The sequence below is a fragment of the Nocardia miyunensis NBRC 108239 genome (assembly GCF_001613065.1).
Classification (GTDB): domain Bacteria; phylum Actinomycetota; class Actinomycetes; order Mycobacteriales; family Mycobacteriaceae; genus Nocardia; species Nocardia miyunensis.
Map to the genome: position 1 here is coordinate 158,049 of NZ_BDBQ01000037.1, position 25,835 is coordinate 183,883.

Below are 25,835 nucleotides of genomic sequence, written 5' to 3' on the forward strand. Positions count from 1 at the left end.
TCGGCGGTAACCGATGCCGAGACGAGTACATCACACGCTGGCGGTCGGGCATCACAGCAGAATGCGGACGAGATCAATACAGCCGCAACAGGATCGGCCGCACAGCAACAGGCGACCGGGGAAAACGATACGGCCGCAGCGGAATCGGTGGCGCTCGACTCGACTGATGCGGCGGCATCGCACGTCGTAGCGCGGCAGCCGCGGGAAAACGTCGTGGCCGCTGCCGAACCAACCCACACGGGCGGTAGCGGTCCTGGAGCTCGGCGAGGGCGGCGCTCGCGGGTGACGATCGCATTCGTGGTGTCGGTCGCGTTGCTGGTGGGGTTGGCGTTGGTGTCCGCGGCGATCGGGCAGGTGCCCACGACGCCGCTGGAAGTCGCCGGGACGGTGTTCCACGAGATCGGGCTGGATTGGGGGCCGTTGCCGCATCATCCGGCCGGGCAGGTGACGTTGCTGCAGGTGCGTTTCCCGCGGGTGGTGCTGGCGTTGCTGGTCGGGGCCGCGCTGGCGACAGCGGGTGCGTTGTTGCAGGGGGTGTTCGCCAATCCGCTGGCCGAGCCGGGCGTGATCGGGGTGTCGGCGGGGGCGGCGGTCGGGGCCGGTGTGGTGATCGTGGTCGGGGGCGCGTTCGCCGCGGCGTGGTCGGTGGCCGCGGGGGCGTTCGTGGCCGGGCTGGGCACGACGCTGCTGGTGTATCTGCTCTCGCGTTCGGGGGGACGCACCGAGACGGTGACGTTGGTGCTGACCGGTGTGGCGGTCAACGCGTTCGCCGGTGGGTTGATGTCGTTCCTGCTGTTCACCGCCTCCAACGCGGCGCGCGATCAGATCGTGTTCTGGCAGCTGGGCAGCCTCAACGGCGCGACCTGGCAGTCGGTGGCGGTGGTGGCGCCGCTTACCGCCGTCGGCGTGCTGGCCGCGATACTCATGGCGCCGCGACTGGATCTGCTCGCGCTCGGGGAGGCCGCCGCGCGGCATCTGGGCGTGGACGTGGAACGGTTGCGGCGCAACGTGGTTCTGGTGGTGGCCGTGCTGGCGACCGCGGGGGTGGCGTTCACCGGCATCATCCTGTTCGTCGGGCTGATCGTGCCGCACGTGGTGCGCATGCTGGTGGGCCCGGCGCATCGGGTGCTGATCCCGCTCTCGGCGATCCTGGGCGCGGTGGTGCTGTTGGCCGCCGATATCGGCGCGCGCGATCTGGTCACCAACGCGGACCTGCCGTTGGGCATGCTCACCTCCCTGGTCGGTGGCCCGTTCTTCTTCTGGCTGCTGCGCCGCACCCGCGCCCGCTCGGGAGGCTGGGCATGAGCCGCGCGCTGCCGTGCCGTCCGGGGCCCGAGCCGGTGGGATCCGGTGTGTGGAAGGAGTGCCGATGAGCGGGATGTCACGCGCGCTCACCCGGGTTCTGGCGCGATCCCACGGAATCCCGGAGGATCCGCCGCCGGGCACGGTGACAGTGTGTGCCCGGGAGGTGAGCGTGGATCGCGGCGGACGGCGAGTGCTGGATCGTGTGGGTCTCGAGGTGGTGGCCGGGCGGATCCTGGCGCTGGTCGGGCCGAACGGCGCGGGCAAGTCCACGCTGCTGGCGGCCCTGGCCGGGGAACTCGAACTCGCCACCGGCACAGTCGAACTCGACGGCCGCGAGCTGGCGCACTGGGCCGTGGTGGACATGGCGCGCCGCCGCGCGGTGCTGCCGCAGACGCACAACGTCGGATTCCCGTTCACCGCCCGCGAGGTCGTCACCATGGGCCGGGCCCCGTGGGCGCGTACCCCGCGCCAGAGCCAGGATCTGACCGCGGTCGATGCGGCCATGGCCGCCACCGATGTCACGCATCTGGCCGAACGCCCGTTCCCGGCGCTGTCCGGTGGTGAACGCGCGCGGGTGGCTCTCGCGCGCGTGCTGGCCCAGCGCACCACCACGCTGCTGCTCGACGAACCCACCGCCGCACTGGATCTGGGACATCAGGAGGCGGTGCTGCACCTGGCCCGTCAGCGCGCCGCCGCGGGGGCCGCGGTCGTGGTGGTGCTGCACGATCTCGGTATCGCGGCGGCCTACGCCGACAGCGTCGCGGTGTTGCAGGACGGTCGCCTGGCCGCGGCCGGCCCGCCTCGGGAGGTGCTGACCACCGAACTGCTCACCCGCGTCTACCAGCATCCGGTGGAGGTGATCGACCATCCGGTCACCGGCGCGCAACTGGTGCTGCCGCTGCGGCGCTGAAACGGGGGCGCGAAAAGCTCAGCGCCACACCAATTTCAGCACCGCCGGGGTCAGCAGCAGCCGGATCACCGTGGCGTCCAGAACCAGCGCGGCGATCATCCCGTACGCGATGTACTTCATCAGCACCAGATCCGAGAACCCGAACGCGCCGGTGACCACGATCAGGATCGCCGCCGCCGAGGTGATCACCCCGCCGGTGTGGGCGATGCCGTAGCGGATCGCCTCCTGCGGTGGCGCGCCGCCCGCGCGGGCCTCGGTCATCCGGGACTGCAGGAACACCTCGTAGTCGGTGGACAGCCCGAACAGCACCGTCACGATCAGCACCAGCACCGCGAACATCAACGGCCCCGGGGTGAACTCGAACAACCCCGCCCCGTGCCCTTCGACGAAGATCCAGGTCAGCACGCCCAGTGTCGCGCCCAGGCTCAGCGCGCTCATCACCACCGCCTTCACCGCCAGGACCAGCGACCGGAACGCCACGTACATCAGCGCGATCGCCGCGCAGATCAGGATCGCCGCCAGCAGCGGCAGTCCGTCGATCAGGCCGCGGATACTGTCGCGCTCGAGCGCCGGAACCCCCGCGACCATCACCCGCACCCCGGGTGGCTGCGGGATCGCGCGCAGGGTGTCGATCGCCGCGTCGGGATGCTGCTGATCGACCAGTCCGGCCGAGAGCACGTTGATGCCGTGGGTGGTCGGGGCGGACGGCTCGAACGGCCCGGTCAGCCCGGGCGCGAAATTGGCCTGGAACCGGATGTCCGAGAGCTGCTGCGGATTCGCCCCGACCACGACGAGTTTGAGCGGCTGGGTGCGGAAGTCCGGGAACAGCCGGTCGAAGTCCTGCTGCGCCACCCGCGCCGGATTGTCCGAGGCCAGATACCGTTCGCTCAATCCGCCGAATTCGATGTCCCGGAACGGGATCAGCAACACCAGCAGTCCCAGCACCACCGGCACGATCACCCGCACGGGACGGCGCATCGCGAACAACGCCAGATCGGAGAAGAATCCCTGCCCGCGCTGATCGCGCAGCGTCCGGGAGATCTCGACCGGTTCGGCGTTGCGCACACTGGCCAGCCGATGCCAGCCCCACAGGTCGATCCGTGTGCCGATGATGCTCAGCAGCGCCGGAAGCGCGGTCACCGACAGCACCGCGGCCAGCAGCACCGCGCTGATCCCGCCGTAGGGCACCGAGCGCAGCACCTGATGCGGGTAGATGAACAACGCGCCCAGGCTCACCGCGATGATCGCCGCGGAGAACAGCACCGTGCGTCCCGCGGTCGCCACGGTGCGGGCGGTGGCCTCCTCCACGGTGCGCCCGGCGGCGAGTTCCTCCCGGAACCGGGTCACCGCGAACAGCCCGTAATCGATCGCCAGGCCCAGACTCACCAGGGTCACCACGGCGCTGGCGAACACGTTCACATCGATCACGCCGGTCAGCAGCCGGATGATGCCCTGGGTGCCCAGCACCGTCATCCCGCCGATCAGCACCGGCAGCAGCGCGCCCACGACGCCGCCGAACACGAAGAACAGCAGGATCGCCACCAGTGGCAGCGCGATCAGCTCCGCGCGGCGGATGTCGTGCTGCATCCCCAGATTGATGCCCTCGACCACCGGTTGCAGCCCGGCCAGTTGCACCGTCGTGCCGCCGGGTCCGCGGCCGGGCTCGCCCGCACCGAGTTGATCCTCGATGGCCAGATAGTTGTTCACCGTTTCGGTGTCCTGCCCGCGCAGCCCGATACTGGCGAAGGCGTGGGTGCGGGCGGAGTCGGCGAACCGGCCCATCATCGGGCCGTCGAAATAGCTGTCGATCTTCTTGATCCGGTCCGGATACCGGGCGTGCAGGTTCGCCAGCGCGCTGGCGATCGCCTCGTGCACGGCCGGATCGTCCAGGGTGTGCCCCGGCGGGGCGGTGTACAGGACGATCACGTCGGCGTCGGTGTCGCGCCCGAAGGTCTGATCGGCCAGTTGCGAGGCGACCACCGATTCGCTGTGGTCGTCGAACCAGCCGCCCTGGGTCAGGCGGGGTCCCAGATCTCGCCCGTAGAACCCGGACACCGCGACCAGCAGGACGAACACCGCCAGTACCGGACAGCGGTGGCGGTGCACGAACCGGCCCCACCGCAGCGACAGCTCCCGCACCCGGCCCGGTCCGGTGTGCGGTGGTTCGGTGCCGGTCTGTCGGGTCACTGTGCGGTTCAATCGTTTTCCCGTTCCGCCCGGTCCCGGATCAGCCGCAGGCCGGGGTCTGGTAGTCCGCCGAGCGCAGGATGCCGCACAGGTCGGTGCGCGAGATCTTCCAGGTGCCGTCGACATCGATGAAGTGCATGACGGTGGTGCGCACGTTCTCCCCGGTCCCGTCCTTGTCCAGGCGCAGGGTCGCGGTCAGCGTGCCGTCGTGGTTGTCGAACACCGGATCCACCACCCCGTACACCGCGCGGGGATGTTCGTGCAGCGCCTTGTACATGTCGGGGATGGCCGTGGCGAACGCCTCGCCGTCCTGGATCAGGTTCGTGCGATCACTGTCCGGCAGTGCGGGATCCAGGGCGCGTTTGAGCTGGGTGTCCAGCTGGGCGGCGGTCGGGATCGGCGGCTGCGAGGCGGAACTGGCGGCCGCGGCCTGCGAGGAGGCGCTCAGCGCGGCGTACGCCGAGGATCTGGCCGCGGCCACCGACGCCTCGTCCGGATCGTTGCTGCATGCCGCGCTCAGCACGGCCAGTGCGGCCAGCACACCGCCGATCCGTACGCACCGGGCCGTTCCTCGCACTGCCATCGCCATCCTCACGGCCTCGAAGTTAATCGTACTTCTCACTGTCCCACCAGTCCGTCATGCGGATTTGCCATCGCCTGCGGCTCGATGCGGCTGGGCTCTGGTCCACACCAAGGTAGGGGAACCGTCCCGCGCGCAGACCCCCGGGCGGTCCGGCGTGTTCCCGGCCCCGAGCGGGTGCGCACACCTCCCTGGGCGACTTGCGCCACCGCGGCCGGGTGAAACGGGATGTGTTGGGGCCCAGGCGATCACATGCTGTCGATGACCGCGCTCAGGCGCAGCAGCAGCGCGCGCACCGTGGTGGGCTCGCGGCGGGCGCCCGGGCCGTCGGGGAGCACCGGCGCGGCGGCGGGGATCAGATCGTGCACCAGCGCGATGACGCTGCGTTCGTCGTCCAGGTCGATATCGGTGACCCGGGTCCGCGCGACGGCGATCACATCCTCCGGGCCCGGGACCTGCGCGTGCGCGCCGGTGCGGTAGATCTCGAGCCGCAGCGTGCCGCGCACCGTGCGGAACGCGAACGAATGCCCGTCCTCGGTGGTGCCGAACCCGTGCGCGAACGCGCCGACGGTGATGTCCTCGACGGAAAAACCGTACGCTGGTTCTGTGCTCAACCGAATCTCCTGATCGGGCCGTATGCGCCTGATCAACCGTAACGCCGGGCACCGGGGAACTCGCGCCGCCGTGCGTTCCCGGGCGGGTCCGCGACGCGCCCACCGGCCCGGAACCACCCCGGCGAGCCGGTCCGGTCCGCGATCATGGTCAGATAAGAAAGCTCGCATGAGCGGGACGGGACATCCGCGGCGACCATCGGGTCACCGCGTACGGTCCCGTGGCGGTGCCGGATATCGCACCGGTGGCAGGTGAGAAGGAGTTCGGAGTATGCGCGCTCACGGTGTGAGCCGATCGGTGGGCGCGGCGGCGCTGGCAGCGGTCGCCGCGGCGGGTCTGCTGAGTGGTTGCGCCAAACATGCCAGCGACACCACACCCGCGGCCGCACCCGCCAGCGCCGCGCTCGCCCCGGCCCAGCACACCGCCCCCGCGGGCACGGTCAGCCCGTCCGGGCCGATCGCGGCACTGCTCGCCGAACCCGCCACCGGACGCCTCGTGCTGCTGGACGGCGATGGTGTCACCGTGCGCATCCAGGACCCCACCGGTGGTGCCCCCGAACGCACCCTCACCCTGCCCGCCCGCACGAACGCGCTGGCGCCCGGACCGGCCGGTCAGGTCCTGGCCGCGGCCGGAAGCCAGATCCTGCACATCGACGTGGCCGCGGCCACCACGCACGCCACCGGCGTGGACGGGCAGGTCCGCTCGGTCGCCCAGCGCCCCGACGGCACCGAGGCCGCGGCCCTGGCCGATGGCCGGGTGCTCATCGTGGCCGCGGACGGACATGTGGTGCACACGATCTCCCGGATGGGCGGCGGTGACGAGATCGCCGCGCCCGGCGACGCGGTCGCGGTGCTCGACCGCGCCCAGACCACCCTGACCCAGATCGACTTCGCCCGCGCCCGCCCGGGACTGGCCCTGCGCGCCGGGCAGGGCGCGACCAACGTCATCACCGACCATTTCGGGCGAATGCTCCTCACCGACACCGCCGGCGGGGCGCTGCTGGTGTACACCGCCGATCCGCTGGTGATGCGGCAGATGTTCCCGCTGGGCTCGGCGCCCTACGCGCTGGCCTATGATCAGCGGTCCGAGACCGTGTGGGTCACCCTCACCGCCAGCAATCAGATCGCCGGGTTCGACCTGTCGACGGGTATACCGGTGGAAGTGGGTCGCTACCCGACGGTGCGCCAGCCGAACTCGGTGACGGTCGATTCCCGTACCGGCGACCTGTTCGTGGGGTCCGCGACCGGCGACGGTCTGCAGCGGATCGGCGCGGACGAGAGGAAGAGAGGGCAGTGATGGCTCGGGCCTCTGCGCACCGTTCACCCGGCAGGCGGTCGATCCCGGCGAGCTGGGAGGAGATCAGCGACGACGGGGAATGGGAATACATACCGCTGCGATTACCCCCGGAGATCAATCGGGTGACCGCATCGATCAGGCTGTCCATCCAGGCCGAATACGGCGGCTGGGAACTCTCGCGGGTCCGCGCCTACACCGACGGCAGCCGCCGCGTGCTGCTGCGGCGGCGCAAGACCTCCCTCCCGGTGCCGGAACCGGGGATGTGAGCCGCATGTATTCCCTGCTGCTGCGCCTGATGTTCCTGCTACCACCCGAACGAATCCACCACTTGGCCTTCGCGGCGATGCGTCTGGCGACCCGGTTCGCGCCCGCCCGCGCGGTCATCGCGCGCCTGGCGGTCACCGGCGATCCGATCCTGGCCACCACCGCGTTCGGGGTGCGGTTCCCCGCGCCCGTCGGTCTGGCCGCCGGGTTCGACAAGGACGGCGAGGGTGTGGACGCCTGGGGCCCACTGGGTTTCGGCTTCGCGGAGGTCGGCACCGTCACCGGTCAGGCGCAGCCGGGCAATCCCGCCCCGCGGCTGTTCCGGCTGCCCGCGGACCGCGCGCTGATCAACCGGATGGGATTCAACAACCAGGGTGCGGCCGCGGCGGCACAGCGACTGCGCCAGCGGCGCCCCGGCGGTGTGCCGATCGGCGCCAACATCGGCAAGACCAAGATCGTGCCCGCCGAACAGGCCGCGCAGGACTACGTCACCAGCGCCCGGGTGCTGGGCCCGCTCGCCGATTTCGTCGTGGTCAACGTCAGCTCGCCCAACACCCCCGGCCTGCGGGACCTGCAGGCGGTCGAATCGCTGCGCCCGCTGCTGGCCGCGGTGCTGGACTGCCTGGCCCACAGTGGTAGCGCGCGCACCGTGCCGGTGCTGGTGAAGATCGCCCCCGACCTGTCCGACGAGGACATCGACGCGGTCGCGGATCTGGCCGTGGAACTGGGCCTGGCCGGAATCGTGGCCACCAACACCACCGTCGGACGCGAGGACCTGCGCACCCCGGCCGAACAGGTCGCCGCGATCGGCGCGGGCGGACTGTCCGGACCGCCGGTCGCCGGCCGCGCCCTCGAAGTGCTGCGCCGCCTGTACGCGCGGGTCGGCGACCGGCTGGTGCTGATCTCCGTCGGCGGTATCGAGACCGCCGACCAGGCCTACGAACGCATCCTGGCCGGTGCGACCCTGCTGCAGGGGTACACCGGATTCATCTACGGCGGACCGCTGTGGACCCGCCACCTGCATCGCGGGCTGGCCGCGCGGCTGCGTGCGGACGGCTACACCGATATCGCCCAAGCGGTCGGCGCGGGCCACACCGCGCGCACCTGAGCAGGCCCGGCCGGGCCTGTCACCGACTCGGCGTCATCCACCCGGACGATATCGGTTCGGCCTCGCGCGGGGCGGGAACTCCCACATGCTGCCGCAGCCGCTCGAACATCCGATGCGCCAGCAGCAGCACCGCATGCTCGTACCGCACCCCCAGGGTGGCCGAATGCCAGGACACCTGCCGATGCGCCTCGGTGTCGTGGACCACGGCCGGGTCGCTGAGCAGCTCGTCCAGCTCCATGCCCGCACGGGCCTGGTCGATGGTGAGCCGGTGATCGGGCAGCCAGCTCAGCCGCCAGACCGCCGCGCCCGCCGCGGCGACCCGCCACGCGTGCTCGGGTGTGCGATCGCTGAGCATCGCCCATTCGGTCGTCTCGATGGTCACGAGGTTCTCCTCTCGTGTGCCGCCGGGCAGTCGGATGCTGCACCGGGGCGGGGCTACCCACGCCATCGGCTCGGACCGCCGACGATGTGCTGTGTAGATGGGACCTGTGATCGGATGACGAACCGCCCCGACGGACGGCCGTGCGATGTCCGGCTCCCCGGCGAGCGTGCGCGCCGAGGCGATCGCCGACCAACGATCGATCGCCGGAACCGCGGATCGAGCAGATTCCCGCCGTGCGGGCCGAATCGAGATGGCCTGTGCGGGAACCGATACCGGACATGCGGAATCGAAACGGCCTAGATATGGGCACTGACCACGACGGCGTCGGACTCACCGTCGACTCGGATCGATCGTCGCCGGCGGATACACCGCCTGTGCCGAATCGCTCCCAGCATGATGACCTCCCCGGAGCAGAATCGCTCGAGATCGCCGATTACAGTATGGCACTTGCCGTTCCGGAGCGGCAAATGTCGCGATAAGTTGGGAATTGCCGGAATCGACCGCCGATAAACCGGCAATCACCGGTTCGTCGATCGGCATCCGCATCGGCGAGCGCAGCGCACCGGAACGGAGGTGGTCGGTCCCATGGCGGGAAACGACGCGGCGATCGAGGCCGTGCGCAACGTGCTGTCCCGGCTGCGCAAACGCCGCGGACTGCGCTCGAATCGCTTGGACAGCACCGAGATCGACGCCGCGGCCCTGCTGGGCCTGCGCGTCATCGGGCAGCACGCGGAACGCCTCGGGCTGCGCCGCCAGGACGCGGCGGTCCCGGTCATCCGCGAGATGGTCCGGCGCATGCCCCCGACCGACCGCCTCATCGCCGACGCCGAACTGGCCCTGGGCCTGCTCGATGACACCCCCTCCGACCAGATCGACCCGCACCGCCTCTACGCGCCGGATCTCGGCGCGCGCCGAGAATACCTGTGCGAACGCTGGCGGCAACTGCACGAGGCGGTGCGGGCCGAGACGATCCCGCCCGCGCCGACGCTCAGCCAGTTGCGCAGAAATCCCGAGCACCGCGCGTTCGCCGAACTCGCCCGGCTCCTGGTCGACGGCACCACCTACGGATCGCACCCGCCCGAGGGCGCACCGGCCCCGCACCACCCGCACGAGGTCCGCGGCCGGGTCACCGTCGTGGGCGATGCGGTGATCGACCATCTCTACCGCGTCGAGCAGATCCCCCAGGCGCACAGCACCGTCACCGGCAGTTTCATCGCCCACCCCGGCGGCAAGGGCCTCGCGCGCGCGGTGGCGCTGGCGCGGCTGGGGATCGAGGTGCACCTGATGGCCGCGGTCGGCGACGACGAGGCCGGTCGGCAGATCCTGGACTTCCTGCACGAACAACAGATCCGCACCGATCTGATCAAGATCGTCCCGAGCAGCCCGACACCGGTCACCGCCGTGATCGTCGCCCCCTCCGGAGAACAGGCCATCATCGCCTGCAAGGCCGACCCCGCCGTGCTCACCGCCGAGGATCTCACCGGCCCCGCCGCGCACCGGGCCCTGCGCGACGCGGACGCGGTGCTGATGAGCTTCGAACAACCCGTGCCGATCCTGGAACACGTCCTGGCCACCGTCGGCGCACTCGAACCCCGGCCCACCCTGATCGTGCACGCCGCACCCCCGGTGTCCCGCCCCGAGCGGCTGTATCCGCATCTGCGCGTGGTGGACTTCCTCATCGGCAGCGGCGAGGAGCTGCGCCTGCTGACCGGCAGCACCGAGGCGGCCTGGCAGTTGCGCATGCACGGCGTGCAAACCGTCTGCACGATCGACGATTTCGGCTGTTCGGTGCGCTCGGACCGGTTGAGCGTGGACATCCCGCCGTTCCCGGCGCTGCTCACCGGTTCGCCCGGTGCTCATGCGGCGTTCTCCGCCGCGCTGGCGTATCGTCTTCTGCGGTCGCGGCAACCCGCCGATACAGGCGACTTCACCTGGGCGACAGCCGCGATGGTAGCCACGCAGTCGCTCGACGATGTTCCCAGTGCCATGCCGCCGGCCGACCGGATCGACCACATCGTGAAACTCGCTTCGGAGGAACGTTGACCACTGCCCTTCCCGCGCCCATCGGACCCCCCGGGGACACCGAGCACACCTTCAGCCGCGGGGGCCGTGAACTGCCGTTACAGGTGCACGAGATCAGCGGCGTCACCGACCAGGGCCACATCCTGGTCTTCGGCCGCCCGGCCGAGAACTGCCTGGTCCGCATCCACTCACGCTGCCTGTACGGGGAGTCGCTGGGATCGGACGACTGCGACTGCGGGCCCGAACTGGCCAAGAGCCTGGACCTGATCCAGGACGCCGGCGCCGGAGTGATCGTCTACCTCGAACAGGAGGGCCGCGGCGTGGGCCTGCTGGCCAAGGCTCGCGGTTACCGGCACAGCGAACAATCCGGCGCGGACACCTTCACCAGCTATGAGGCCCTGGGCTACCCCGCCGACGCCCGCACCTACACCGCAGCCGCGGAAAGTCTCTACAAACTGCTGGTGAGTCTCGGAATCGGCCGAATCCAACTGCTCACCAACAACCCGGCCAAAGCCGCCGCGGTCACCGAAACCGGCCTCGCGGTCACCGTCGTGCCCCTGCGCACGACCGTGCTGAGCGAACGCGCCGGCAACTACCTCGACGCCAAACGCCGATTCCGCCGCCACTGGATCCCCACCGACGACGCCCCCTGGGCGCCGGATCTGTCCTGACCTCCGGTGAGCGCGTGGCCGATACGATGAGTGAGCCGCGTCACTGTGTGACGTGACGCCGGAGTCGCGATCGGCCATATGATCACCGACACCCTGTGGGTCGAGCTCGTTTGCGCACACCGCGCGGAGCGTCGCCTCGGCTCGGCCCGCACGAGGTACCGGGACAGGGATATGACGACTCAGATCAGCTACACACATCAATCCGGCGTCGTGGTGCGCACCGTGCCGCAGGCGTTCCAGGAAACCCTGCGGCTGCGCCCGCACCAGGTGGCCCTGCGCACGGTCGGCGGAACCGTCCAGATCACCTGGGCCGACTACGATCGCCGGGTCCGCGCGATCGCGGCCGGACTGGCCGGACTCGGCGTGCGCCACGGCGATACGGTCGGCATCATGCTCACCAACCGGCCCGAATTCAATCTGGCCGACACCGCCGCACTGCATCTGGGCGCGACACCGTTCTCGGTGTACAACACCAGCTCACCCGAGCAGATCGCGCACGTGTTCACCAACGCGGGCAATATGGTCGTCATCACCGAACACGCGTTCCTGGACGCGGTGCGCGGCTCGGGAATCGAGCTCGAACACATCGTGCTGGTCGACGGCGCGGCCGAGGGCACCGTCCCGCTCGCGCAGCTCGAGGCGAATCCGGCGCCCGATTTCGACTTCGAGACCGCTTGGCGCGCGGTGCGGCCGCACGATCTGGCCACCCTCATCTACACCTCCGGCACGACCGGCCCGTCCAAGGGCGTGGAACTCACCCACGAGAACGTGATCGCCCAGATCACCGGCCTGCAGGGACCGATGCGGCTGGGCCCGGACGACCGCGCGGTGTCCTACCTCCCGGCCGCCCACGTCGCGGACCGGATCTCCGGGCACTGCATGAACCTGTTCACCGGCATGACGATCACCTGCGTCCCCGACGCCCGCCAGATCGCCGCCGCGCTGCCCGACGCGCGCCCCACCACCTTCTTCGGCGTCCCGCGGGTGTGGCAGAAACTCCGAGCCGGGATCGATGCGAAACTCGCCGCCGAACCCAGCGCCCCGCGTAGAGCGCTGGCGAACTGGGCCATCGGCGTCGGAATCGCCGCCGCGCGAGCACGATTGGCTCATCGAGGCGGCAATCCTGTTCTGGCGGTGCAACATCGGATCGCCGACGCACTGGTGCTGTCCACCCTGCGCCGCGCACTGGGCTTGGACGAATTGCGCGTCGCGTCCTCCGGCGCGGCGGCCATCCCGCCCGAGACGCTGGAATACCTTCTGGGACTGGGGTTCACGGTCACCGAGGTCTGGGGCATGTCCGAAACCAGCGGCGTGGGCACCTACACCGAACTGGACGCCCCGCGCCCCGGATCGGTGGGCCGGGTCATGGACGGGGCACAGGTACGCCTCGGCGAGGACGGCGAACTGCTGATCCGCGGGCCCATCGTCACCCACGGCTACCGCGGTATGCCCGAGAAGACCGCCGAGGCGCTCGACGCCGAGGGCTGGCTGCACACCGGTGACATCGCCACCATCGCCGAGGACGGTTACGTCACGATCGTGGACCGCAAGAAGGAACTGCTCATCACCGCGGCGGGAAAGAACATCTCCCCCACCAACATCGAGAACGCCGTCACCTCCGCGTCCTCCCTCATCGCGCAGGTCGTCGCGATCGGCGACGCGAAACCGTACGTCAGCGCGCTGATCGTGCTCGATCCCGACGCCGCCGCGATCCGCGCGAACACGCTCGGCACACCTGAGGCCGGACTAGCCGAACTGTCCGCGCACCCGCGGATCCTCGCCGAGATCCGTACCGCGGTCGAATCCGGCAACGCCCGGCTCTCACGGGTCGAGCAGATCAAACGATTCCGGATCGTGCCGCGGTCCTGGGAGCCCGGCGGCGAGGAGATCACCCCCACCCTCAAACTCAAACGCGCACCCATCGCCGGCAAATACGCCGCCGAGATCATTGGCCTGTACACCGACCCGGTCCCCGAGGGCGTGGTCACCCTCGGCTGAGCAGCGAAATCCCATGGCGCGCTACGGTGTGGCGATTGATCCCGTTCGGGCGACGACTTTGGTCCCTCGTTGACCGGGGTGAGCGGCAGTAACCTTGTAGTACCCCTTTCCCCAACGGCGTGGAAAGGATTCCCGGCCGCGCGGGCAACCGCGGCCGGGCCCGTAGCTACGGAACAGTTCTCCACAGCTGAAGGGTCTCACCAGGACCTTTCAGGCGCGCCATTCAATGGAGGTGGATCATGTCGAAGAAAATGATCACAGCCGTGGCCGCCACGACAATCGCCCTGCCGCTGCTCGGCGCCGCAGCCCCGGCCGCCTCCGCGGCCGCGCCGGTCACGCAACCCACGACAGCGGCGGCCAGAACCGCGACACCGGTGCTCGGATCGGTCGCCATCTGCGTGCCGGTCGGTATCGTCACCATCTGCATCTGATCCCAGAAACGATCCGGCCGCGGCGACAGGTCCGCGGCCGACCTCGGCGCGACCCAGGAGTTCGACCGCGCACCCAGACCCACGGGCCGATTCCGGGAGCGCGGCCGGAACAGCTGAGCAGTACGCGCACACCGGGCCGAAACACAGTGTGCCCCGGGCAGTTCGCCCGGGGCCACAAGCTGCGAAAGAACCGTTCAGTCGGCGATCTCGTAGGTCGCGACGATCTGCGCGCGGGCGATGGCGTGCGAGAACAGGTTGAAGCCCAGGAACGCGGGCGTCGCGTCCGCGCCCACCCCCAGGCTCTCCACGTCCACCGCGTGCACGGTGATGAAATACCGGTGGTAGCCGTGCCCGGCAGGAGGTGCGGCACCGACGAACCCGGCGAAACCGCCGTCGTTGCGCAACTGCACCGCCCCCGCGGGCAGCGTGCCGCCCGAGCTGCCCGCGCCGCTGTCCAGCGAGGTGATCGCGGCCGGGATATCGGCCACGGCCCAGTGCCAGAAACCCGACGCGGTCGGAGCGTCGGGATCGAACACGGTGACCGCGAAACTCTTGGTCTCGGCCGGGAAACCCGACCACGACAGTTGCGGGGACACATCCTTCCCGCCGGGCACGCCGAACGCGCCGCTGGCCTGCTCGATGGCGAACGTGCTGCCGTCGGTCACATCGTCCGAGGTCAGCTCGAACGTCGGCAGTTGCGGCAGCGACGCGTACGGGTTGTAGGAATAGTCGGGCACAGGGCCGTCCTTTCGTCGTCGAGATCCGAAACGCACTGGGCCGCACCGGCCCGGATCACGCTCGAATCGTCAGCTGTTCAGCAGGAAGTGTTCCAAAACCTTGGTGCCGAACTCCAGTGCGGGCACCGGAACCCGCTCGTCGACGCCGTGGAACAGCGCCGAGAAGTCCAGCTCGGGCGGCAATTGCAGCGGCGCGAAACCGAAGCAGCGAATTCCCAAGCGCGCGAACGCCTTCGCATCGGTGCCGCCGGAGAGCATATACGGCACCGTGCGCCCGTTCGGGTCGTGCGCGAGCACCGCGGCGTTCATCGCGTCGACCAGATGCCCGTCGAAGGTCGTCTCGTAGGAATCGAGTTTGGTGATCCACTCGCGCTCCACGTCCGGGCCGATCAGCTCGTCGACCTCGCGTTCGAACGCGGCTTGGCGCCCCGGCACCACCCGGCAGTCCACCACCGCCTCCGCGGTCTGCGGGATGACGTTGGCCTTGTATCCGGCCTGCAGCATCGTCGGATTGGCGGTGTCGCGCAGAGTCGCGCCGATGATGCGCGAGATGGTGCCCAGCTTGGCCAGCTGGCCCTCGATATCGGGGCTTTCGGGATCGAACCGCAGACCCGACTCCTCGGACACCGCGGCCAGGAATTGCGCGACCGAATCCGAGAGCACCAGCGGGAAGGTGTGCTTGCCCAGCCGCGTCACCGCCTCGGCCAGAATCGTGACCGCGTTGTCCTCGTGCAGGAACGACCCGTGCCCGGCACGCGCCTTGGCGCGCAACCGCATCCAGCCCAGCCCCTTCTCCGCGGTCTCCACCAGATACAACCGGCGTTCGGTGCCGTCCGGACGAGGCACGGTCAACGAGAACCCGCCCACCTCGCCGACTGCCTCGGTGACACCGTGGAACAGGTCCGGGCGGTTGTCCGCGAGCCACTGCGAACCCCAGCGGCCGCCATTCTCCTCATCGGCCAGGAACGCGAACACCAGATCCCGCGGCGGGACCGTGCCCTCGATCTTGAACTGACGTGCCACGGCCAGCGTCATGCCGACCATGTCCTTCATATCGATCGCGCCGCGGCCCCACACGTAACCGTCGCGCACCGCACCGGAGAACGGGTGCACACTCCAGTCCGACGCCTCCGCGGGCACCACATCCAGATGCCCGTGGATCATCAGCGCACCCCGGCTCGGATCCGCACCCTTCAGACGAGCGAAGACGTTACCGCGGCCCGGCGCACCCGATTCCACGTATTCGGTGGTGTAACCGGCCTGCTGCAACTGATCGGCCACCCACTCCGCACACTCGCGCTCCCCCTTGGTCGTGGCCAGATCCCCGGTATTGGAGGTGTCGAACCGGATCAGCGCACTGACCAGATCCACCACCTCCGATACCGCGCGGGATGTCGATTCCGATCGCATATCTTCACCAGTTGCGGACACGTCCCCTTCCTACCACTGCCGCAGCCCCCACCCACGCTTTGCCCGCAGCCCGCGCGTAATCCCGACCCGCGGCTGCGGCACCTTGTCACAGCACGGCCGATCGGCGCGGCCACGCTTCCCGGACCACGACCAGCACCGCCCACCCCGATCGTGTACCGCCCAACGGGCCGACGACATCGCCGAGCCTGCGACACACCTCGCAAATACAGGTGCCGCAGCAATTCCCGAAGTCCGCGGCCGGTCCACGGCGCACTGCGAGACGCCACCGCTCAGCTCGACTACCGGCATTCTCCGGACCGCCACTTTCCACCCCCCGGGGCCCGCAAACGACCCATCCGGGTGCGGCCGTCCACCCAATTGCGTTTCGGCGCAACGAGGTTCCCGCAATGTCGGTTCTCCCGAATACGGCCGGTTCGAGTGCGCACAGCCGTACCCGCACCGTGTCGCGAGTTGCGCCGGCTCGCCCCGCCGGGGGATCCCGTATCCCTCGCTCGCGGGACGATCGGGCCGTGGCCTGCGGGTATCGTGCCTGAGGTGTTCATCGGACCGCCGGCCGCACCGCGGGCGACGGCCGCGCGTGTTCGCCTCGGCGCGCGATGTCGGCTCGGCCGAGGGCAGTGACCTGACCGGGGTGCTGCGCTCGCTCTCGCGGCAATCGATGCTGGTGGCGGTCGCCACCGCGATCCTGGACACGGTGATCCTGGCGCTGTCGGGAATCTTCGCGGTGGCGCCGGTTCCCGCGACCATGGTGACCGCACTCATCGTGGCCGCGGATCTGGCCTTCGCCGCCCCTCCTCGCACCGCTGGCGCAGGTGGCCGTCGCGCAGGTGGCGCTGCGGCTCGGCGGTGCGCTCGTCCTGCACGGGGACGGGCTGCCGGTGCGCATCGCCGACGTCGGATTCCTGATCGCTGGATACCGGGCCGGGGCCTGGCTGTCGGGCCGGGCCTCGCTGATCATCGTGCCGCTGCTGGGCGCGGGCGCGTGCGGGTGCGCACTGATCGCCGAGGGCCCGGCCGCGCACGACTGGCGGCGCCTGGCCGTCACCGCCGTCTCCACCGGTGTGCTGCCGTGGCTGGTCGGCCGGTACACCACCGCCCGGGGCGCGTACATCGCCGAACTCGAACAGCGCGAACGACTTCGGCGTCAGGAACAGCGCGCCGCGCTGGACCGCGCCTTGGCCGACGAGCGCGAGGCGATCGCCCGCGACCTGCACGATGTGATCTCCCACCACGTCAGCGCCATCGGCATCCACGCGGGCGCGGCGCGACTGGCGCTCGCGGCCGGGCCGGCTCCGGACGTTTCGGCCACCTGATCCCTGGCCGCGGTAGAGGCCAGCAGCCGCGCGGCCATGGTGGATCTGCGCCGCCAGCTCGATCTGCTGCACGGCCGCGCCGAGGCCGGACGACGCCAACCCGGACTCCCCGACGTCGAGGAACTGGCCGCGCACGCGCGTGAGACGGGACTGGACCTCGAGATCCACACCCGCGGCACGGGCGCCCAGCTGCCCGAATCCCTGGACGTGACGGTGTACCGGATCGTGCAGGAGATGCTCACCAACGCGCTGCGGCACGGCGACGGCCGCGCCTACCTCACCGTGGGCGAACGCGGCGATCGCGTCCCGATAACCGAGACCAATCCGCTTGCCGCGCAACCTGTTACGACGCACTCGCTGCACCGCGGCCTGGACGGGATCCGTCGACGCGCCGAATTGTTCGGCGGCACGGTCGATTACGGGATCGACGGCGAAACCCGTTGGCGCATCACGGTATCCCTAGCCCTGGAGGCACATGAACGACCCGATCCGCGTCCTGATCGCCGATGACCACGCCATGTTCCGGTCCGGGCTGCGCGCGGTGGTGCAGGCCCATCCGGAGACCGAATGAGTCGCCGACGTCGGCGACGGGCGCTCGGCCGTGGCCGAGGTGGCCCGGCTGCGGCCCGATGTGGCGATCCTGGACGTGCGCATGCCCAAACTCGACGGTCTGGCCGCCACCGAGGCGATCGTCGCGGCCGGCGGCACCCGGGTGCTGGTGCTGACCACCTACGACAGCGAGGCGAGCCTGGCGCGGGCATTGCAGGCCGGGCCAGCGGATTCCTGCTCGAGACGCTGCCGCCGGAGGAATTGATCGCCGCGGTCCGCATCGCCGCGCGCGGTGACGCCGTGATCGACCCGTCGATGACCCGGCGCCTGGCCGGGCGCTTCGCCGGAACGCTCACCGACCTCGCCGAACCACCCTAGGTCGCCACGCTCACCGCCCGGGAGAAACAGGTTCTGCTCCTGCTCGCCGACGCTCGCAGCAACAACGAGATCGCCGCGGCGCTGCACGTCGGGGAGGAGACGGTCAAGACGCACGTGTCCCGGGTCTTGGCCAAACTCGGTGTGCGCGACCGGATTCACGCCGTGGTGTACGCCCATCAACACGGATTGGTGCGCGCGGAGCCCTGATGTCCGGGTCGGCAGCGTAGTGGTGGTTCAGCGAACTCCGCCACCAAGCAAGCGCTTGGCTGCTACCCTGGCGGGTGCAGGAGGACGGCCGCGGCGATCGACGAGGATCGCAAGCACGCGCCGAATCGGACCGTGTCGCACGCGGCCCATCGGGGACTATCAACGGGGATGTGACCGAGGGCAGATCAACTGCCGCTCGACGATGTCCGGTGCGCAGACGCATCGCGGACATGACGTCGGCGAGTGTCATGCTGCCGTGCTCCTGGCGACTCGACAGACAGGAAGGCGTATGAACACCCCCACACCTCTCCCCGACATCGACCACCCGCTGATCCCCGTCGCGCGGGCATACACCAGGTATTTCCCTCCGCGCATCACCGGGCTGGAGAATCTGCCCACCGAGGGACCGGCCCTGATCATCGGCAACCACTCCTCGATCTACTGGGCTCCCGAGGTGTGGATCACCTTCATGACCATGCTCGACCACCGCCGGGACGAACCCAGTTTCGGCGTCGCGCACGACATCCTTCTGCGCCTACCGGTTCTCGGTGAGAGCCTGCAGAGCCTCGGCGCACTGCCCGCCTGCCGGGAGGCCGCTGCCAACGCGGTCAAGGACGGCGGGGCGGTGCTGGTATATCCCGGCGGCGACTGGGAGGCGTGCCGCCCGTGGACCGAGCGCGGCAAGGTCGATTTCGCCGGGCGGCGCGGATTCGTGCGCCTGGCCCTGGAACTCGGTGTCCCGGTGATTCCCGCGGTCGCCAACGGCGGCCACGACGCGATCTTCGTACTCAGCCGCGGGGAACGCACCGCGCGGCTGCTGGGTCTGGACAAACTGATGCGCGCCAAGGTTTTTCCCTACACCGTGGGCCTGCCGTTCGGTATCGCACCGGTCCTGCCGCAGGTGCCGCTTCCAGCGTCGGTGCAGGTGAGTTTCCTGCCGCCGCTGCAATGGTCCACCGAGCCCGGCGATCACTGCGACACCGCCACCGTCGACCGCTGCTACGAGCACACCGTGTCCACCATGCAGGCCGAACTCGACCGGCTGCGCGCCGAGATGCCGAATCCGGTCACCACCGGTATCCGGGCTCACCTCGCCGGGCTGCCCGGCCCGCTCTCCGCGCTGGCCGGACTGCTCTGACCGGCCGGGGCGTTCAGCCGCGCCCGATATAGGGCATACCGGTCGCCATCACCGTCAGGAACGGCACGGCGGTGTCCAGCGGAAGCGCGACCGTCTGCACCACCAGCCGGGCCACATCGGCCGCATCGATCGTGGGTTCGGGTCGCACCTCGCCGTCGGCCTGCAGGGCGCCGGTGGCGATTCCCGCGGTCAGATCGGTGGCCGCGTTGCCGATATCGATCTGGCCGACCGCGATGGCGTGGGCGCGGCCCTCGAGGGCCAGCGCCTTGGTCAGCCCCGTCACCGCGTGCTTGCTCGCGGTGTAGGCCACCGCGTACGGGCGCGGCACGTGCGCGGAGATCGAGCCGTTGTTGATGATCCGCCCGCCACCGGGGTCCTGTCGGCGCATCAGCGCGAAGGCGGCCTGTGCGCACAGGAACGAGCCGGTCAGATTCGTGTCGATCACCTGCCGCCACTGCGCGTGGTCGACCTGCTCGATCGGCTGCACCGGCCCGAACAGCCCGGCATTGTTGATCAGCACGTCCAGCCGGGACCAGCGCCGCTCGATCTGCTCGAACAGCTCGCGCACCGAGTCGGCATCGGTGACATCGGCGGTGACGGCCTCGGCCGAACCGGGACCCGGTGCGGCCGAGACGGTCTCGGCGAGCGTCGCGGCCGTGCGACCGGCGGCGACGACGTGATGTCCCGCCCCGCTCAGCGCGACGGTGACGGCGCGGCCCAGGCCGGTTCCGGCGCCGGTCACGAGAACGATCTTGCGGTCGGACACGGCCACGAGGCTAACTCAACGCCCGCCCGGACACCGCGGGCTCCGGTTCGGCCTGCTCGTCTTCGCCTCGCTCACTGCGGGCCGCGGGAGCCTCCGGAAGCGGCGGCGTGGGCAACTCGGCCGGCAGCCGCCGATCGGCTCCGCTCACCTTCCGCCCGACCCAGCGCAGCCCCCGCGACAGACCCACCAGAATCGCCGCCAGCACCGCGGTGCCCACCGCGGCACGCAGCCAGTACTCCGGGCCGACCGGAGCCATCCCCATGTCCGCGCGCAGACCCGCCTGCCAGTGGGTGGCGTTCACCGTCGCGGCGATCACCGCGAACCCGCACACCAGCAGCACCGGCACCCGATGGTGCCCCCAGCGCGTCTCGACGTCGATATCGCGGCGGCGCAACACGATTCGCCCCACCCCGGCGATCCCGATCGCGACGGCCGCCAGCACTCCGGTGAGCACCGCCTGCGTGGCCGAGGTCCGCGGCAGAACCGCGGGCAGCAACGACAGCACCGCGGCGATCGTCACCGCCACGACGGTGCCCACCCGGGGACGCAGCCGGGTCATGACACCACCCTCCGGCTCCGGCGGCGATACCCGATCGCCGCGACCGCCAGCACCACCAGCGAGCCGACCACCGCCACCGCGGCCGGGCCGCCCAGATGCCAGAGCTGAAGATCGAAGTCCTTGCCCGAGAGCTGGGTACCGAACAGATACTCCGGCTCGGGCGTGGCGTAGTTCTGCCGACGCGAATTCAGGTCGACACCGGTGGTGGCCACGGTCGCCATCACCTCACAACCGGTCTCGGACATGCTGTCCAGACGCGATTCGCACGCGGCGTGGATGCGCTGCTGGAACACCGCATCGATGGCCTGACGGCCCCAGGCGCCCAGCGGCTGATGCCGGTGTTCGGCATAGCGCAGCACGTCGTAGCCCAGATCGTGGGCACGGCACGCGGATTTGAACTCGGCGGGCAACTGGATCGGGGACGAGCACGCCCCGCCCGGATCGACGAGCAGACGGTTCTCCACCACCGGCCGGTAGCCCGCCCCGTCGGCGAAATCGGCCGGAAGACGCACATCCCACGGATGCGCACCGATCAGATCGGTCACCGCGGCGCGCGCGGCCCGGTTCTCCGAACCCGGATTGTTCACCGACGCCGAGGCGTGCATGGCCGGTGCGAAGGCCAGGGTGACCGTGGCGGTGAGCAACGCCATCATCATCGAGCCGAGCAGGCGGCGCACATCCCGCGAACGCACCCGGCGTAACGAGACGTATCTGCGCGCGGCGCGGCCCCCTCGCGAAGTGGGCGGGGCGGAGGAAGTCGGGTCCGGCGGGACGCCCGGTCGGGCCGGTGTTACATCACTCACGGTGTCCGAAGGTATGCGATAGGCGCGTGGAAGTGTAGTCGAGGCCGATTCACGCACTCGATATCAGGACAAATGCCACGTCAGCACGTTTGCTACGGGTGCGTCCGCGCGGACGGTGTGCGAGCGGCCCGTGTGGGTCGCGGCGGTCGATTCCGCGGTGTGAGGACAACTTCGGCCGTCGCGCCCTCGACCACGTCGAGGTACGCTTGCTCACCCTCGAGCAGCAGACGCTGTGCGATCCGACCGGGACGCGTTCGTGCCCGTCCGGCGGTGCGACCACCCGCGAGCGCGGGAATCGTTGCGGGGAAATGGAATCCGCTGGCATCGAAGATCGCCTCGGATCGACTCCGGCCGCGCGCACCCCGGACCAGCACCTCATCGGCCCCTCGCGTCGGCGCGGGAGTATCGGCCGACCGCACGCCCACGGATCCGAACCGGTCGAACCGGAAGGCCTTCATCGGACTGATATGTCGCCGCGCACCGCGACTTCGGGCCAGCGGGCCGTGCATTCGCGCACGTGGTGCCGCTGTGGGCCGCGGTGCGCGATGATGTCCACCGACACGCACGGTGTCCGCATCGGAAAGGTGGGCGTATGGGTTCGGTGCACCTCCTGTCGCATCCGCTGTCCGCCACCAGGGTCTCGGTGTTCCCGGGCGACCCGCCACCGCGCCTGGACACCGTGCGCACGCTCGCCGAGGACGGTTACTACCTGCGAACGGTGACCGTCGGCGAGCACACCGGCACCCACTGGGGAGCTCCCGCCCATTTCACCGCCGGGGCCGCGGCGGCGCACGAACTCCTGCCCGAGGATTTCGTGCTCTCCGGCGTCGTGATCGACGTCGCCGACCGGGTCGTCGCCGACCACGACTACGCCCTCACGGTCACCGACCTGATCGAATGGCAGGATCGGCACGGGCCACTGCCCTCCGAGGCCGCCGTGCTGCTGCACACTGGATGGGATACCCGTTGGGGCACGGACGATTTCGCCAACCGTGGCCCGGACGGGCGGATGCATCACCCCGGATTCTCGGTCGCGTCGGTGCGCTGGCTCCTCGATCACGGCGTCCTGGGCCGGCGAGGCGCGCTGGGCACCGACGCGTTCAGCCCGGACCTCGGCGTGGACGACACTTTCGCGGTATCCGGACTCCTGTACCGCCGGCATCGGCTGAGCCTGGAGATCCTCACCGGCCTGGCCGCTCTGCCGGTGCGGGGATTCACCGTCGTGGTCGGCGGATTCGTCAGCGAACAGGGCTCGGGCTCACCGGCGAGCATCTACGCCCTGGTGGACGAGACCGGCCACCGGAACGGATAAGACCGCGTGAACAGCTCACGCGCAGTGGATCAGGAACGTCGCCACGGCGGTGTCGTCGGGCTTCACCTCGACCCGGGCGTTCGCCACGGCGTCGGGCGCACATCCGGACGGCACCGAGGTCACCGTGGCGCGATAGCACCCCGGCGGGAAGCTCCGGCTGGCCGCGCCGTCGTTGCCGGTGGTCAACGTCGCCAGCGCCTTGTCCGACGAACAACTGCTGACCCGCACCGCGACCATCGGGACCGGGAATCGCTCGGTGCCGGTTCCGGCCCGTACCTTCACCGTCCCCGATGTCGCGGCGGCCGGTGACGACGGCGCGGCCGAACCGCCGCCCGGCGACGCGGAGCACCCCGCGGCGGGCAACGTGAGCAGGATCGCGGCCAGCGCGGACAGCGCGAACAACATGCGGCGCACCCGGACTCCTTCCGATCGATCGGGTGGGCGAACCCCGTCGCCCGGCCCAACCCTAAGCCCTCACCGCACCCGATTCCCCGCATGACACCGGCCATCGCCCCGCTCGCGTCACGGGCTCGCGGCATCGAAAGATTTCCGGCCGCCGATCACATCCGCGGCAACGCGGACGAATTTCTCCGATCGGCGATGTCCGAGCTTCCGCGGGACGTTTTGTCCGGTATCCCCGGCATTCCCCGACAAGTATTCCGCCACAGTCTCATTCGGAATGTTGCAGGTGCCCTCGCCGAGGGTGAATGCGTATTTTCCGGCGCGAGCCGTATGCGAGAGTGGACGCGCCGCGCGCGCGGCAATGAATCGCTCGGCCGAAAACGGAGATCTCGAATTGACACCCGGAGACGCGATGCGGGTGGCCGCACTCGCAGTTGTCACCCTCACCGCCGCCGTCGTGACCACGGCCACCGGATCGGCCACCGCGCCGGTGGATCCGATCACCTCCTCCGGGCGGCCCGCGGCCACCGCGAGCGCCGCCGACGGTTCGACCGTCACGAAGCTGACCGTGCACGACGCCCGGCATCTGACCCTGCGGGTGTATTCCACCGCGATGCGCCGGAACATCGCCGTGGACGTGCAACGGCCGGCCGACACCTCGGCGCCGCGCCCGGTGCTGTACCTGCTCAACGGCTCCGGCGGCGGCACCGACGGTGACAGCTGGGCCACCACGACCCACGTCCTGCAATTCCTCGAGGACAAGAACGTCAACGTGGTGCAGCCGCTCGGCGGCGCGTGGAGCGTGTACACCGACTGGATCAAGGACGATCCGACACTGGGCCGCAACAAGTGGACGACGTTCTTCACCCGCGAACTGCCCCCGCTGATCGACGCCGCCCTGGCCGCCGACGGCCGCAACGCCATCGCGGGCCTGTCGATGGCCGGTGAATCGGTGTTCGCCCTGTCCATCGCGAAACCGGGCCTGTACCGCAGCATCGCCTCCTACAGCGGCTGCGCGCAGACCAGCGACCCGCTGGGCCAGCGTGAGATCAAGACGATGGTCGAGTTCTGGGGCCACGGCAATCCGGCCAATATGTGGGGTCCGGACAACAGCCCGCTGTGGGCTGCCAATGACCCTTACGTACACGCCGACCAGCTGCGCGGGGTCAAGCTGTTCATCTCCGCCGGAAGCGGACTGCCCGGACCGCACGACACCCTGGACAGCCCGTTTCTGACCTACGGGTTCAGCCGCACCCCCGACACGCTGGCCAATCAGATCCTGCTCGGCGGCCTGATCGAGGCGGGGGTGAACGCCTGCACCCACCACCTGCAGGAACGTCTCGACCAGCTCGGCATCCCCGCCACCTACGACTACACCCCGACCGGAACCCACTCCTGGGGCTACTGGCAGGACGCATTCGAGAAGTCCTGGCCGGTGCTCGCATCCGGACTGGGCATCTGACCGGACTCCGCTCCCAGCGCCCGCCGCACGGGCAAATTGTCCGCATCCGAACCTCGCGACCAGGTGACGTCGGCTCGTTACCCCGTCTATCCTCGCGGTGTGTCGTTACACAGCCCGGCGCTCGGTGATGTTCAATCGGTGCCGTTGCAGTTCCAGCGAACGAGTGAAAGGTAGTAGACATGGCACTTCCCACCATGACGGCCGAGCAACGCTCCGAGGCGCTGGCGAAGGCTGCCGCCGTCCGTAAGGCTCGATCGGAGCTGATCGAGCAGATCCGCAAGGGGTCGGTGTCGCTGTCCCAGGTGCTCGAGCGGGCCGACAAGGAAGATCTGGTGAAGAAGACGAAGGTCGCCGCGGTCATCAAGGCGCTGCCGGGCATCGGCCCGGTCAAGGCCGCCAAGCTGATGGACGAGGCGGAGATCCCCGCCGACCGTCGCATCGGCGGCCTCGGCTCGCGTCAGCGCGCCGCCCTGCTCGAGGCGATCAAGAACTGATCCCGGCGGCGCTCAGCACCGACCAGCCCCACGACCTGCACAAATACCTGTGATTTGGTCCACGTGGACTGATCCGATAACCTTGCTGAGCACCACCGGTCCGGGTGGCGGAATGGCAGACGCGCTAGCTTGAGGTGCTAGTGTCCTATTAATGGACGTGGGGGTTCAAGTCCCCCTCCGGACACAGACAGTACGTCACCTCACCCGTTCTACCTGCGGTTATGCAGGAAGAACGGGTGACGACGTCGAGCCGAATCAGTGCAGAATCGCAGGTGAGTAGCTTCACAGCGCACCGATCCCGCCGCGCTGCCGTTGACGAGATCGCCTCCTCCAACGGGCCGAACAGACCCAATTCGGCGTGAATCGCCACAGTCGACTGCCAGTAGCCTGCCAGCGGTTGGGGCGGCATGGTCGTTCGGCAGATCGTCGAAGCGCTTCAGAATCGCATCCATCGCATCGAGCCGCTTGTTTTCTGCCGGACCTTCCGGTCCAGTTGCCCGTCTTGTGAGGTTAAGGCT

The 25,835-nt window shown here is 69.7% G+C and carries 27 protein-coding genes and 1 tRNA gene; 18 read left to right on the plus strand and 10 right to left on the minus strand.

Annotated features, from left to right (window positions below):
* Positions 1-213 precede the first annotated feature (213 nt).
* Positions 214-1,305: a FecCD family ABC transporter permease gene (locus NM2_RS16070; RefSeq protein WP_084531061.1), complete on the plus strand. Its 1,092-nt coding sequence runs from the start codon at positions 214-216 to the stop codon at positions 1,303-1,305.
* A gap of 73 nt (positions 1,306-1,378) precedes the next feature.
* Complete coding sequence (locus NM2_RS16075) at positions 1,379-2,215, plus strand: heme ABC transporter ATP-binding protein (protein ID WP_084531050.1); 837 nt, start codon at positions 1,379-1,381, stop codon at positions 2,213-2,215.
* 18 nt (positions 2,216-2,233) lie between these two features.
* Here the strand turns inward: NM2_RS16075 and NM2_RS16080 are convergent, their stop codons facing one another.
* The 3 genes from NM2_RS16080 to NM2_RS16090 form a co-directional block, all read right to left on the minus strand.
* A complete protein-coding gene (locus tag NM2_RS16080) occupies positions 2,234-4,402 on the minus strand; it encodes an MMPL family transporter (RefSeq protein WP_245718057.1) in 2,169 nt (722 codons plus the stop codon).
* A 40-nt stretch (positions 4,403-4,442) separates the two neighbouring features.
* Complete coding sequence (locus NM2_RS16085; RefSeq protein ID WP_067669397.1) at positions 4,443-4,985, minus strand: WKL family lipoprotein; 543 nt, start codon at positions 4,983-4,985, stop codon at positions 4,443-4,445.
* A gap of 245 nt (positions 4,986-5,230) precedes the next feature.
* Positions 5,231-5,596 (minus strand): hypothetical protein, encoded by a 366-nt coding sequence (locus NM2_RS16090; RefSeq protein WP_067669301.1) that lies wholly within the window; start codon positions 5,594-5,596, stop codon positions 5,231-5,233.
* A 268-nt stretch (positions 5,597-5,864) separates the two neighbouring features.
* On the opposite strand from NM2_RS16090, the gene NM2_RS16095 reads away from it, so the two are divergent.
* Genes NM2_RS16095 through NM2_RS16105 form a run of 3 tightly spaced genes read left to right on the plus strand, consistent with a single transcriptional unit; the run spans position 5,865 to position 8,262 of the window.
* Entirely contained in the window at positions 5,865-6,890 is a 1,026-nt protein-coding gene (locus NM2_RS16095; RefSeq protein WP_067669303.1) for a hypothetical protein, read from the plus strand.
* On the plus strand, positions 6,890-7,156 hold the full coding sequence (locus NM2_RS16100; protein ID WP_067669305.1) for a DUF5703 family protein: 267 nt from the start codon (positions 6,890-6,892) through the stop codon (positions 7,154-7,156). The genes NM2_RS16095 and NM2_RS16100 overlap by 1 nt, the downstream gene beginning before the upstream one ends.
* A 5-nt stretch (positions 7,157-7,161) precedes the next feature.
* Positions 7,162-8,262 (plus strand): quinone-dependent dihydroorotate dehydrogenase, encoded by a 1,101-nt coding sequence (locus tag NM2_RS16105; RefSeq protein WP_067669307.1) that lies wholly within the window; start codon positions 7,162-7,164, stop codon positions 8,260-8,262.
* Between the two features lie 19 nt (positions 8,263-8,281).
* Here NM2_RS16105 and NM2_RS16110 read toward each other — a convergent pair whose 3' ends face one another.
* Positions 8,282-8,644 carry a hypothetical protein gene (locus NM2_RS16110; protein WP_067669309.1) on the minus strand — a complete coding sequence of 121 codons (363 nt, stop codon included), beginning with the start codon at positions 8,642-8,644 and terminating at the stop codon, positions 8,282-8,284.
* 585 nt (positions 8,645-9,229) lie between these two features.
* Between NM2_RS16110 and NM2_RS16115 the strand changes: the two genes are divergently transcribed.
* The 4 genes from NM2_RS16115 (at position 9,230) to NM2_RS49060 (ending at position 13,766) form a co-directional block, all read left to right on the plus strand.
* Positions 9,230-10,687 carry a PfkB family carbohydrate kinase gene (locus NM2_RS16115; protein ID WP_067669399.1) on the plus strand — a complete coding sequence of 486 codons (1,458 nt, stop codon included), beginning with the start codon at positions 9,230-9,232 and terminating at the stop codon, positions 10,685-10,687.
* A complete protein-coding gene (locus NM2_RS16120; RefSeq protein WP_067669311.1) occupies positions 10,684-11,337 on the plus strand; it encodes a GTP cyclohydrolase II in 654 nt (217 codons plus the stop codon). The genes NM2_RS16115 and NM2_RS16120 overlap by 4 nt, the downstream gene beginning before the upstream one ends.
* Positions 11,338-11,508: 171 nt before the next feature.
* Positions 11,509-13,335: an AMP-dependent synthetase/ligase gene (locus tag NM2_RS16125; protein ID WP_067669401.1), complete on the plus strand. Its 1,827-nt coding sequence runs from the start codon at positions 11,509-11,511 to the stop codon at positions 13,333-13,335.
* 239 nt (positions 13,336-13,574) lie between these two features.
* The gene (locus NM2_RS49060; protein ID WP_157121120.1) at positions 13,575-13,766 is read left to right on the plus strand and encodes a hypothetical protein; all 192 of its coding nucleotides are present in this window, start codon (positions 13,575-13,577) and stop codon (positions 13,764-13,766) included.
* A gap of 194 nt (positions 13,767-13,960) precedes the next feature.
* On the opposite strand, the gene NM2_RS16135 is transcribed toward NM2_RS49060, so the two are convergent.
* Both NM2_RS16135 and NM2_RS16140 read right to left on the minus strand, forming a co-directional pair.
* Positions 13,961-14,503 (minus strand): YbhB/YbcL family Raf kinase inhibitor-like protein, encoded by a 543-nt coding sequence (locus NM2_RS16135; protein WP_067669315.1) that lies wholly within the window; start codon positions 14,501-14,503, stop codon positions 13,961-13,963.
* A 69-nt stretch (positions 14,504-14,572) separates the two neighbouring features.
* Entirely contained in the window at positions 14,573-15,913 is a 1,341-nt protein-coding gene (locus tag NM2_RS16140; RefSeq protein ID WP_067669317.1) for a M20/M25/M40 family metallo-hydrolase, read from the minus strand.
* Positions 15,914-16,746: 833 nt separating this feature from the next.
* Here NM2_RS16140 and NM2_RS51650 point away from each other — a divergent pair.
* The 5 genes from NM2_RS51650 to NM2_RS16155 all read left to right on the plus strand — a co-directional run bounded on the left by NM2_RS51650 (position 16,747) and on the right by NM2_RS16155 (position 19,519).
* Positions 16,747-17,247: a histidine kinase gene (locus tag NM2_RS51650; RefSeq protein ID WP_245718058.1), complete on the plus strand. Its 501-nt coding sequence runs from the start codon at positions 16,747-16,749 to the stop codon at positions 17,245-17,247.
* A 36-nt stretch (positions 17,248-17,283) separates the two neighbouring features.
* Entirely contained in the window at positions 17,284-17,757 is a 474-nt protein-coding gene (locus tag NM2_RS51655; RefSeq protein ID WP_245718059.1) for a sensor histidine kinase, read from the plus strand.
* 91 nt (positions 17,758-17,848) lie between these two features.
* The gene (locus NM2_RS52980) at positions 17,849-18,061 is read left to right on the plus strand and encodes a response regulator (protein ID WP_369690317.1); all 213 of its coding nucleotides are present in this window, start codon (positions 17,849-17,851) and stop codon (positions 18,059-18,061) included.
* A 152-nt stretch (positions 18,062-18,213) separates the two neighbouring features.
* A complete protein-coding gene (locus tag NM2_RS52985; protein ID WP_369690319.1) occupies positions 18,214-18,381 on the plus strand; it encodes a response regulator transcription factor in 168 nt (55 codons plus the stop codon).
* A gap of 289 nt (positions 18,382-18,670) precedes the next feature.
* Complete coding sequence (locus NM2_RS16155) at positions 18,671-19,519, plus strand: lysophospholipid acyltransferase family protein (protein ID WP_067669319.1); 849 nt, start codon at positions 18,671-18,673, stop codon at positions 19,517-19,519.
* A 13-nt stretch (positions 19,520-19,532) separates the two neighbouring features.
* On the opposite strand, the gene NM2_RS16160 is transcribed toward NM2_RS16155, so the two are convergent.
* The 3 genes from NM2_RS16160 to NM2_RS16170 are packed head-to-tail and all read right to left on the minus strand — an operon-like array spanning position 19,533 to position 21,647.
* On the minus strand, positions 19,533-20,291 hold the full coding sequence (locus NM2_RS16160) for an SDR family oxidoreductase (RefSeq protein WP_067669321.1): 759 nt from the start codon (positions 20,289-20,291) through the stop codon (positions 19,533-19,535).
* A 4-nt stretch (positions 20,292-20,295) separates the two neighbouring features.
* Positions 20,296-20,844, minus strand: coding sequence for an alpha/beta-hydrolase N-terminal domain-containing protein (locus tag NM2_RS16165; protein WP_067669323.1), 549 nt, complete (start codon positions 20,842-20,844; stop codon positions 20,296-20,298).
* Complete coding sequence (locus NM2_RS16170) at positions 20,841-21,647, minus strand: hypothetical protein (protein ID WP_157121121.1); 807 nt, start codon at positions 21,645-21,647, stop codon at positions 20,841-20,843. The genes NM2_RS16165 and NM2_RS16170 overlap by 4 nt, the downstream gene beginning before the upstream one ends.
* Before the next feature lie 592 nt (positions 21,648-22,239).
* On the opposite strand from NM2_RS16170, the gene NM2_RS49065 reads away from it, so the two are divergent.
* Entirely contained in the window at positions 22,240-22,959 is a 720-nt protein-coding gene (locus NM2_RS49065) for a cyclase family protein (protein ID WP_067669330.1), read from the plus strand.
* Positions 22,960-22,974: 15 nt separating this feature from the next.
* Here the strand turns inward: NM2_RS49065 and NM2_RS16185 are convergent, their stop codons facing one another.
* Entirely contained in the window at positions 22,975-23,373 is a 399-nt protein-coding gene (locus tag NM2_RS16185; protein WP_157121122.1) for a hypothetical protein, read from the minus strand.
* 400 nt (positions 23,374-23,773) lie between these two features.
* On the opposite strand from NM2_RS16185, the gene NM2_RS16190 reads away from it, so the two are divergent.
* From NM2_RS16190 to NM2_RS16200, 3 genes are all read left to right on the plus strand, one after another.
* Positions 23,774-24,823, plus strand: a complete 1,050-nt coding sequence (locus tag NM2_RS16190) for an alpha/beta hydrolase (RefSeq protein ID WP_067669402.1) — start codon at positions 23,774-23,776, stop codon at positions 24,821-24,823.
* 179 nt (positions 24,824-25,002) lie between these two features.
* Entirely contained in the window at positions 25,003-25,317 is a 315-nt protein-coding gene (gene mihF, locus NM2_RS16195; RefSeq protein ID WP_040822033.1) for an integration host factor, actinobacterial type, read from the plus strand.
* 98 nt (positions 25,318-25,415) lie between these two features.
* A tRNA-Leu gene (locus NM2_RS16200) sits at positions 25,416-25,501 on the plus strand.
* Positions 25,502-25,835: the final 334 nt, after the last annotated feature.

What these genes read in the sequence shown, in the direction of transcription:
- NM2_RS16075 (WP_084531050.1), top strand. Translation starts at nt 1,379, where the DNA reads ATGTCACGCGCGCTCACCCGGGTTCTGGCGCGATCCCACGGAATCCCG.
- NM2_RS16085 (WP_067669397.1), bottom strand. Translation starts at nt 4,985, where the DNA reads ATGGCAGTGCGAGGAACGGCCCGGTGCGTACGGATCGGCGGTGTGCTG.
- NM2_RS16095 (WP_067669303.1), top strand. Translation starts at nt 5,865, where the DNA reads ATGCGCGCTCACGGTGTGAGCCGATCGGTGGGCGCGGCGGCGCTGGCA.
- NM2_RS16100 (WP_067669305.1), top strand. Translation starts at nt 6,890, where the DNA reads ATGGCTCGGGCCTCTGCGCACCGTTCACCCGGCAGGCGGTCGATCCCG.
- NM2_RS16105 (WP_067669307.1), top strand. Translation starts at nt 7,162, where the DNA reads ATGTATTCCCTGCTGCTGCGCCTGATGTTCCTGCTACCACCCGAACGA.
- NM2_RS16115 (WP_067669399.1), top strand. Translation starts at nt 9,230, where the DNA reads ATGGCGGGAAACGACGCGGCGATCGAGGCCGTGCGCAACGTGCTGTCC.
- NM2_RS16125 (WP_067669401.1), top strand. Translation starts at nt 11,509, where the DNA reads ATGACGACTCAGATCAGCTACACACATCAATCCGGCGTCGTGGTGCGC.
- NM2_RS49060 (WP_157121120.1), top strand. Translation starts at nt 13,575, where the DNA reads ATGTCGAAGAAAATGATCACAGCCGTGGCCGCCACGACAATCGCCCTG.
- NM2_RS16140 (WP_067669317.1), bottom strand. Translation starts at nt 15,913, where the DNA reads ATGCGATCGGAATCGACATCCCGCGCGGTATCGGAGGTGGTGGATCTG.
- NM2_RS51655 (WP_245718059.1), top strand. Translation starts at nt 17,284, where the DNA reads ATGGTGGATCTGCGCCGCCAGCTCGATCTGCTGCACGGCCGCGCCGAG.
- NM2_RS16155 (WP_067669319.1), top strand. Translation starts at nt 18,671, where the DNA reads ATGAACACCCCCACACCTCTCCCCGACATCGACCACCCGCTGATCCCC.
- NM2_RS16165 (WP_067669323.1), bottom strand. Translation starts at nt 20,844, where the DNA reads ATGACCCGGCTGCGTCCCCGGGTGGGCACCGTCGTGGCGGTGACGATC.
- NM2_RS49065 (WP_067669330.1), top strand. Translation starts at nt 22,240, where the DNA reads ATGGGTTCGGTGCACCTCCTGTCGCATCCGCTGTCCGCCACCAGGGTC.
- NM2_RS16190 (WP_067669402.1), top strand. Translation starts at nt 23,774, where the DNA reads ATGCGGGTGGCCGCACTCGCAGTTGTCACCCTCACCGCCGCCGTCGTG.
- mihF (WP_040822033.1), top strand. Translation starts at nt 25,003, where the DNA reads ATGGCACTTCCCACCATGACGGCCGAGCAACGCTCCGAGGCGCTGGCG.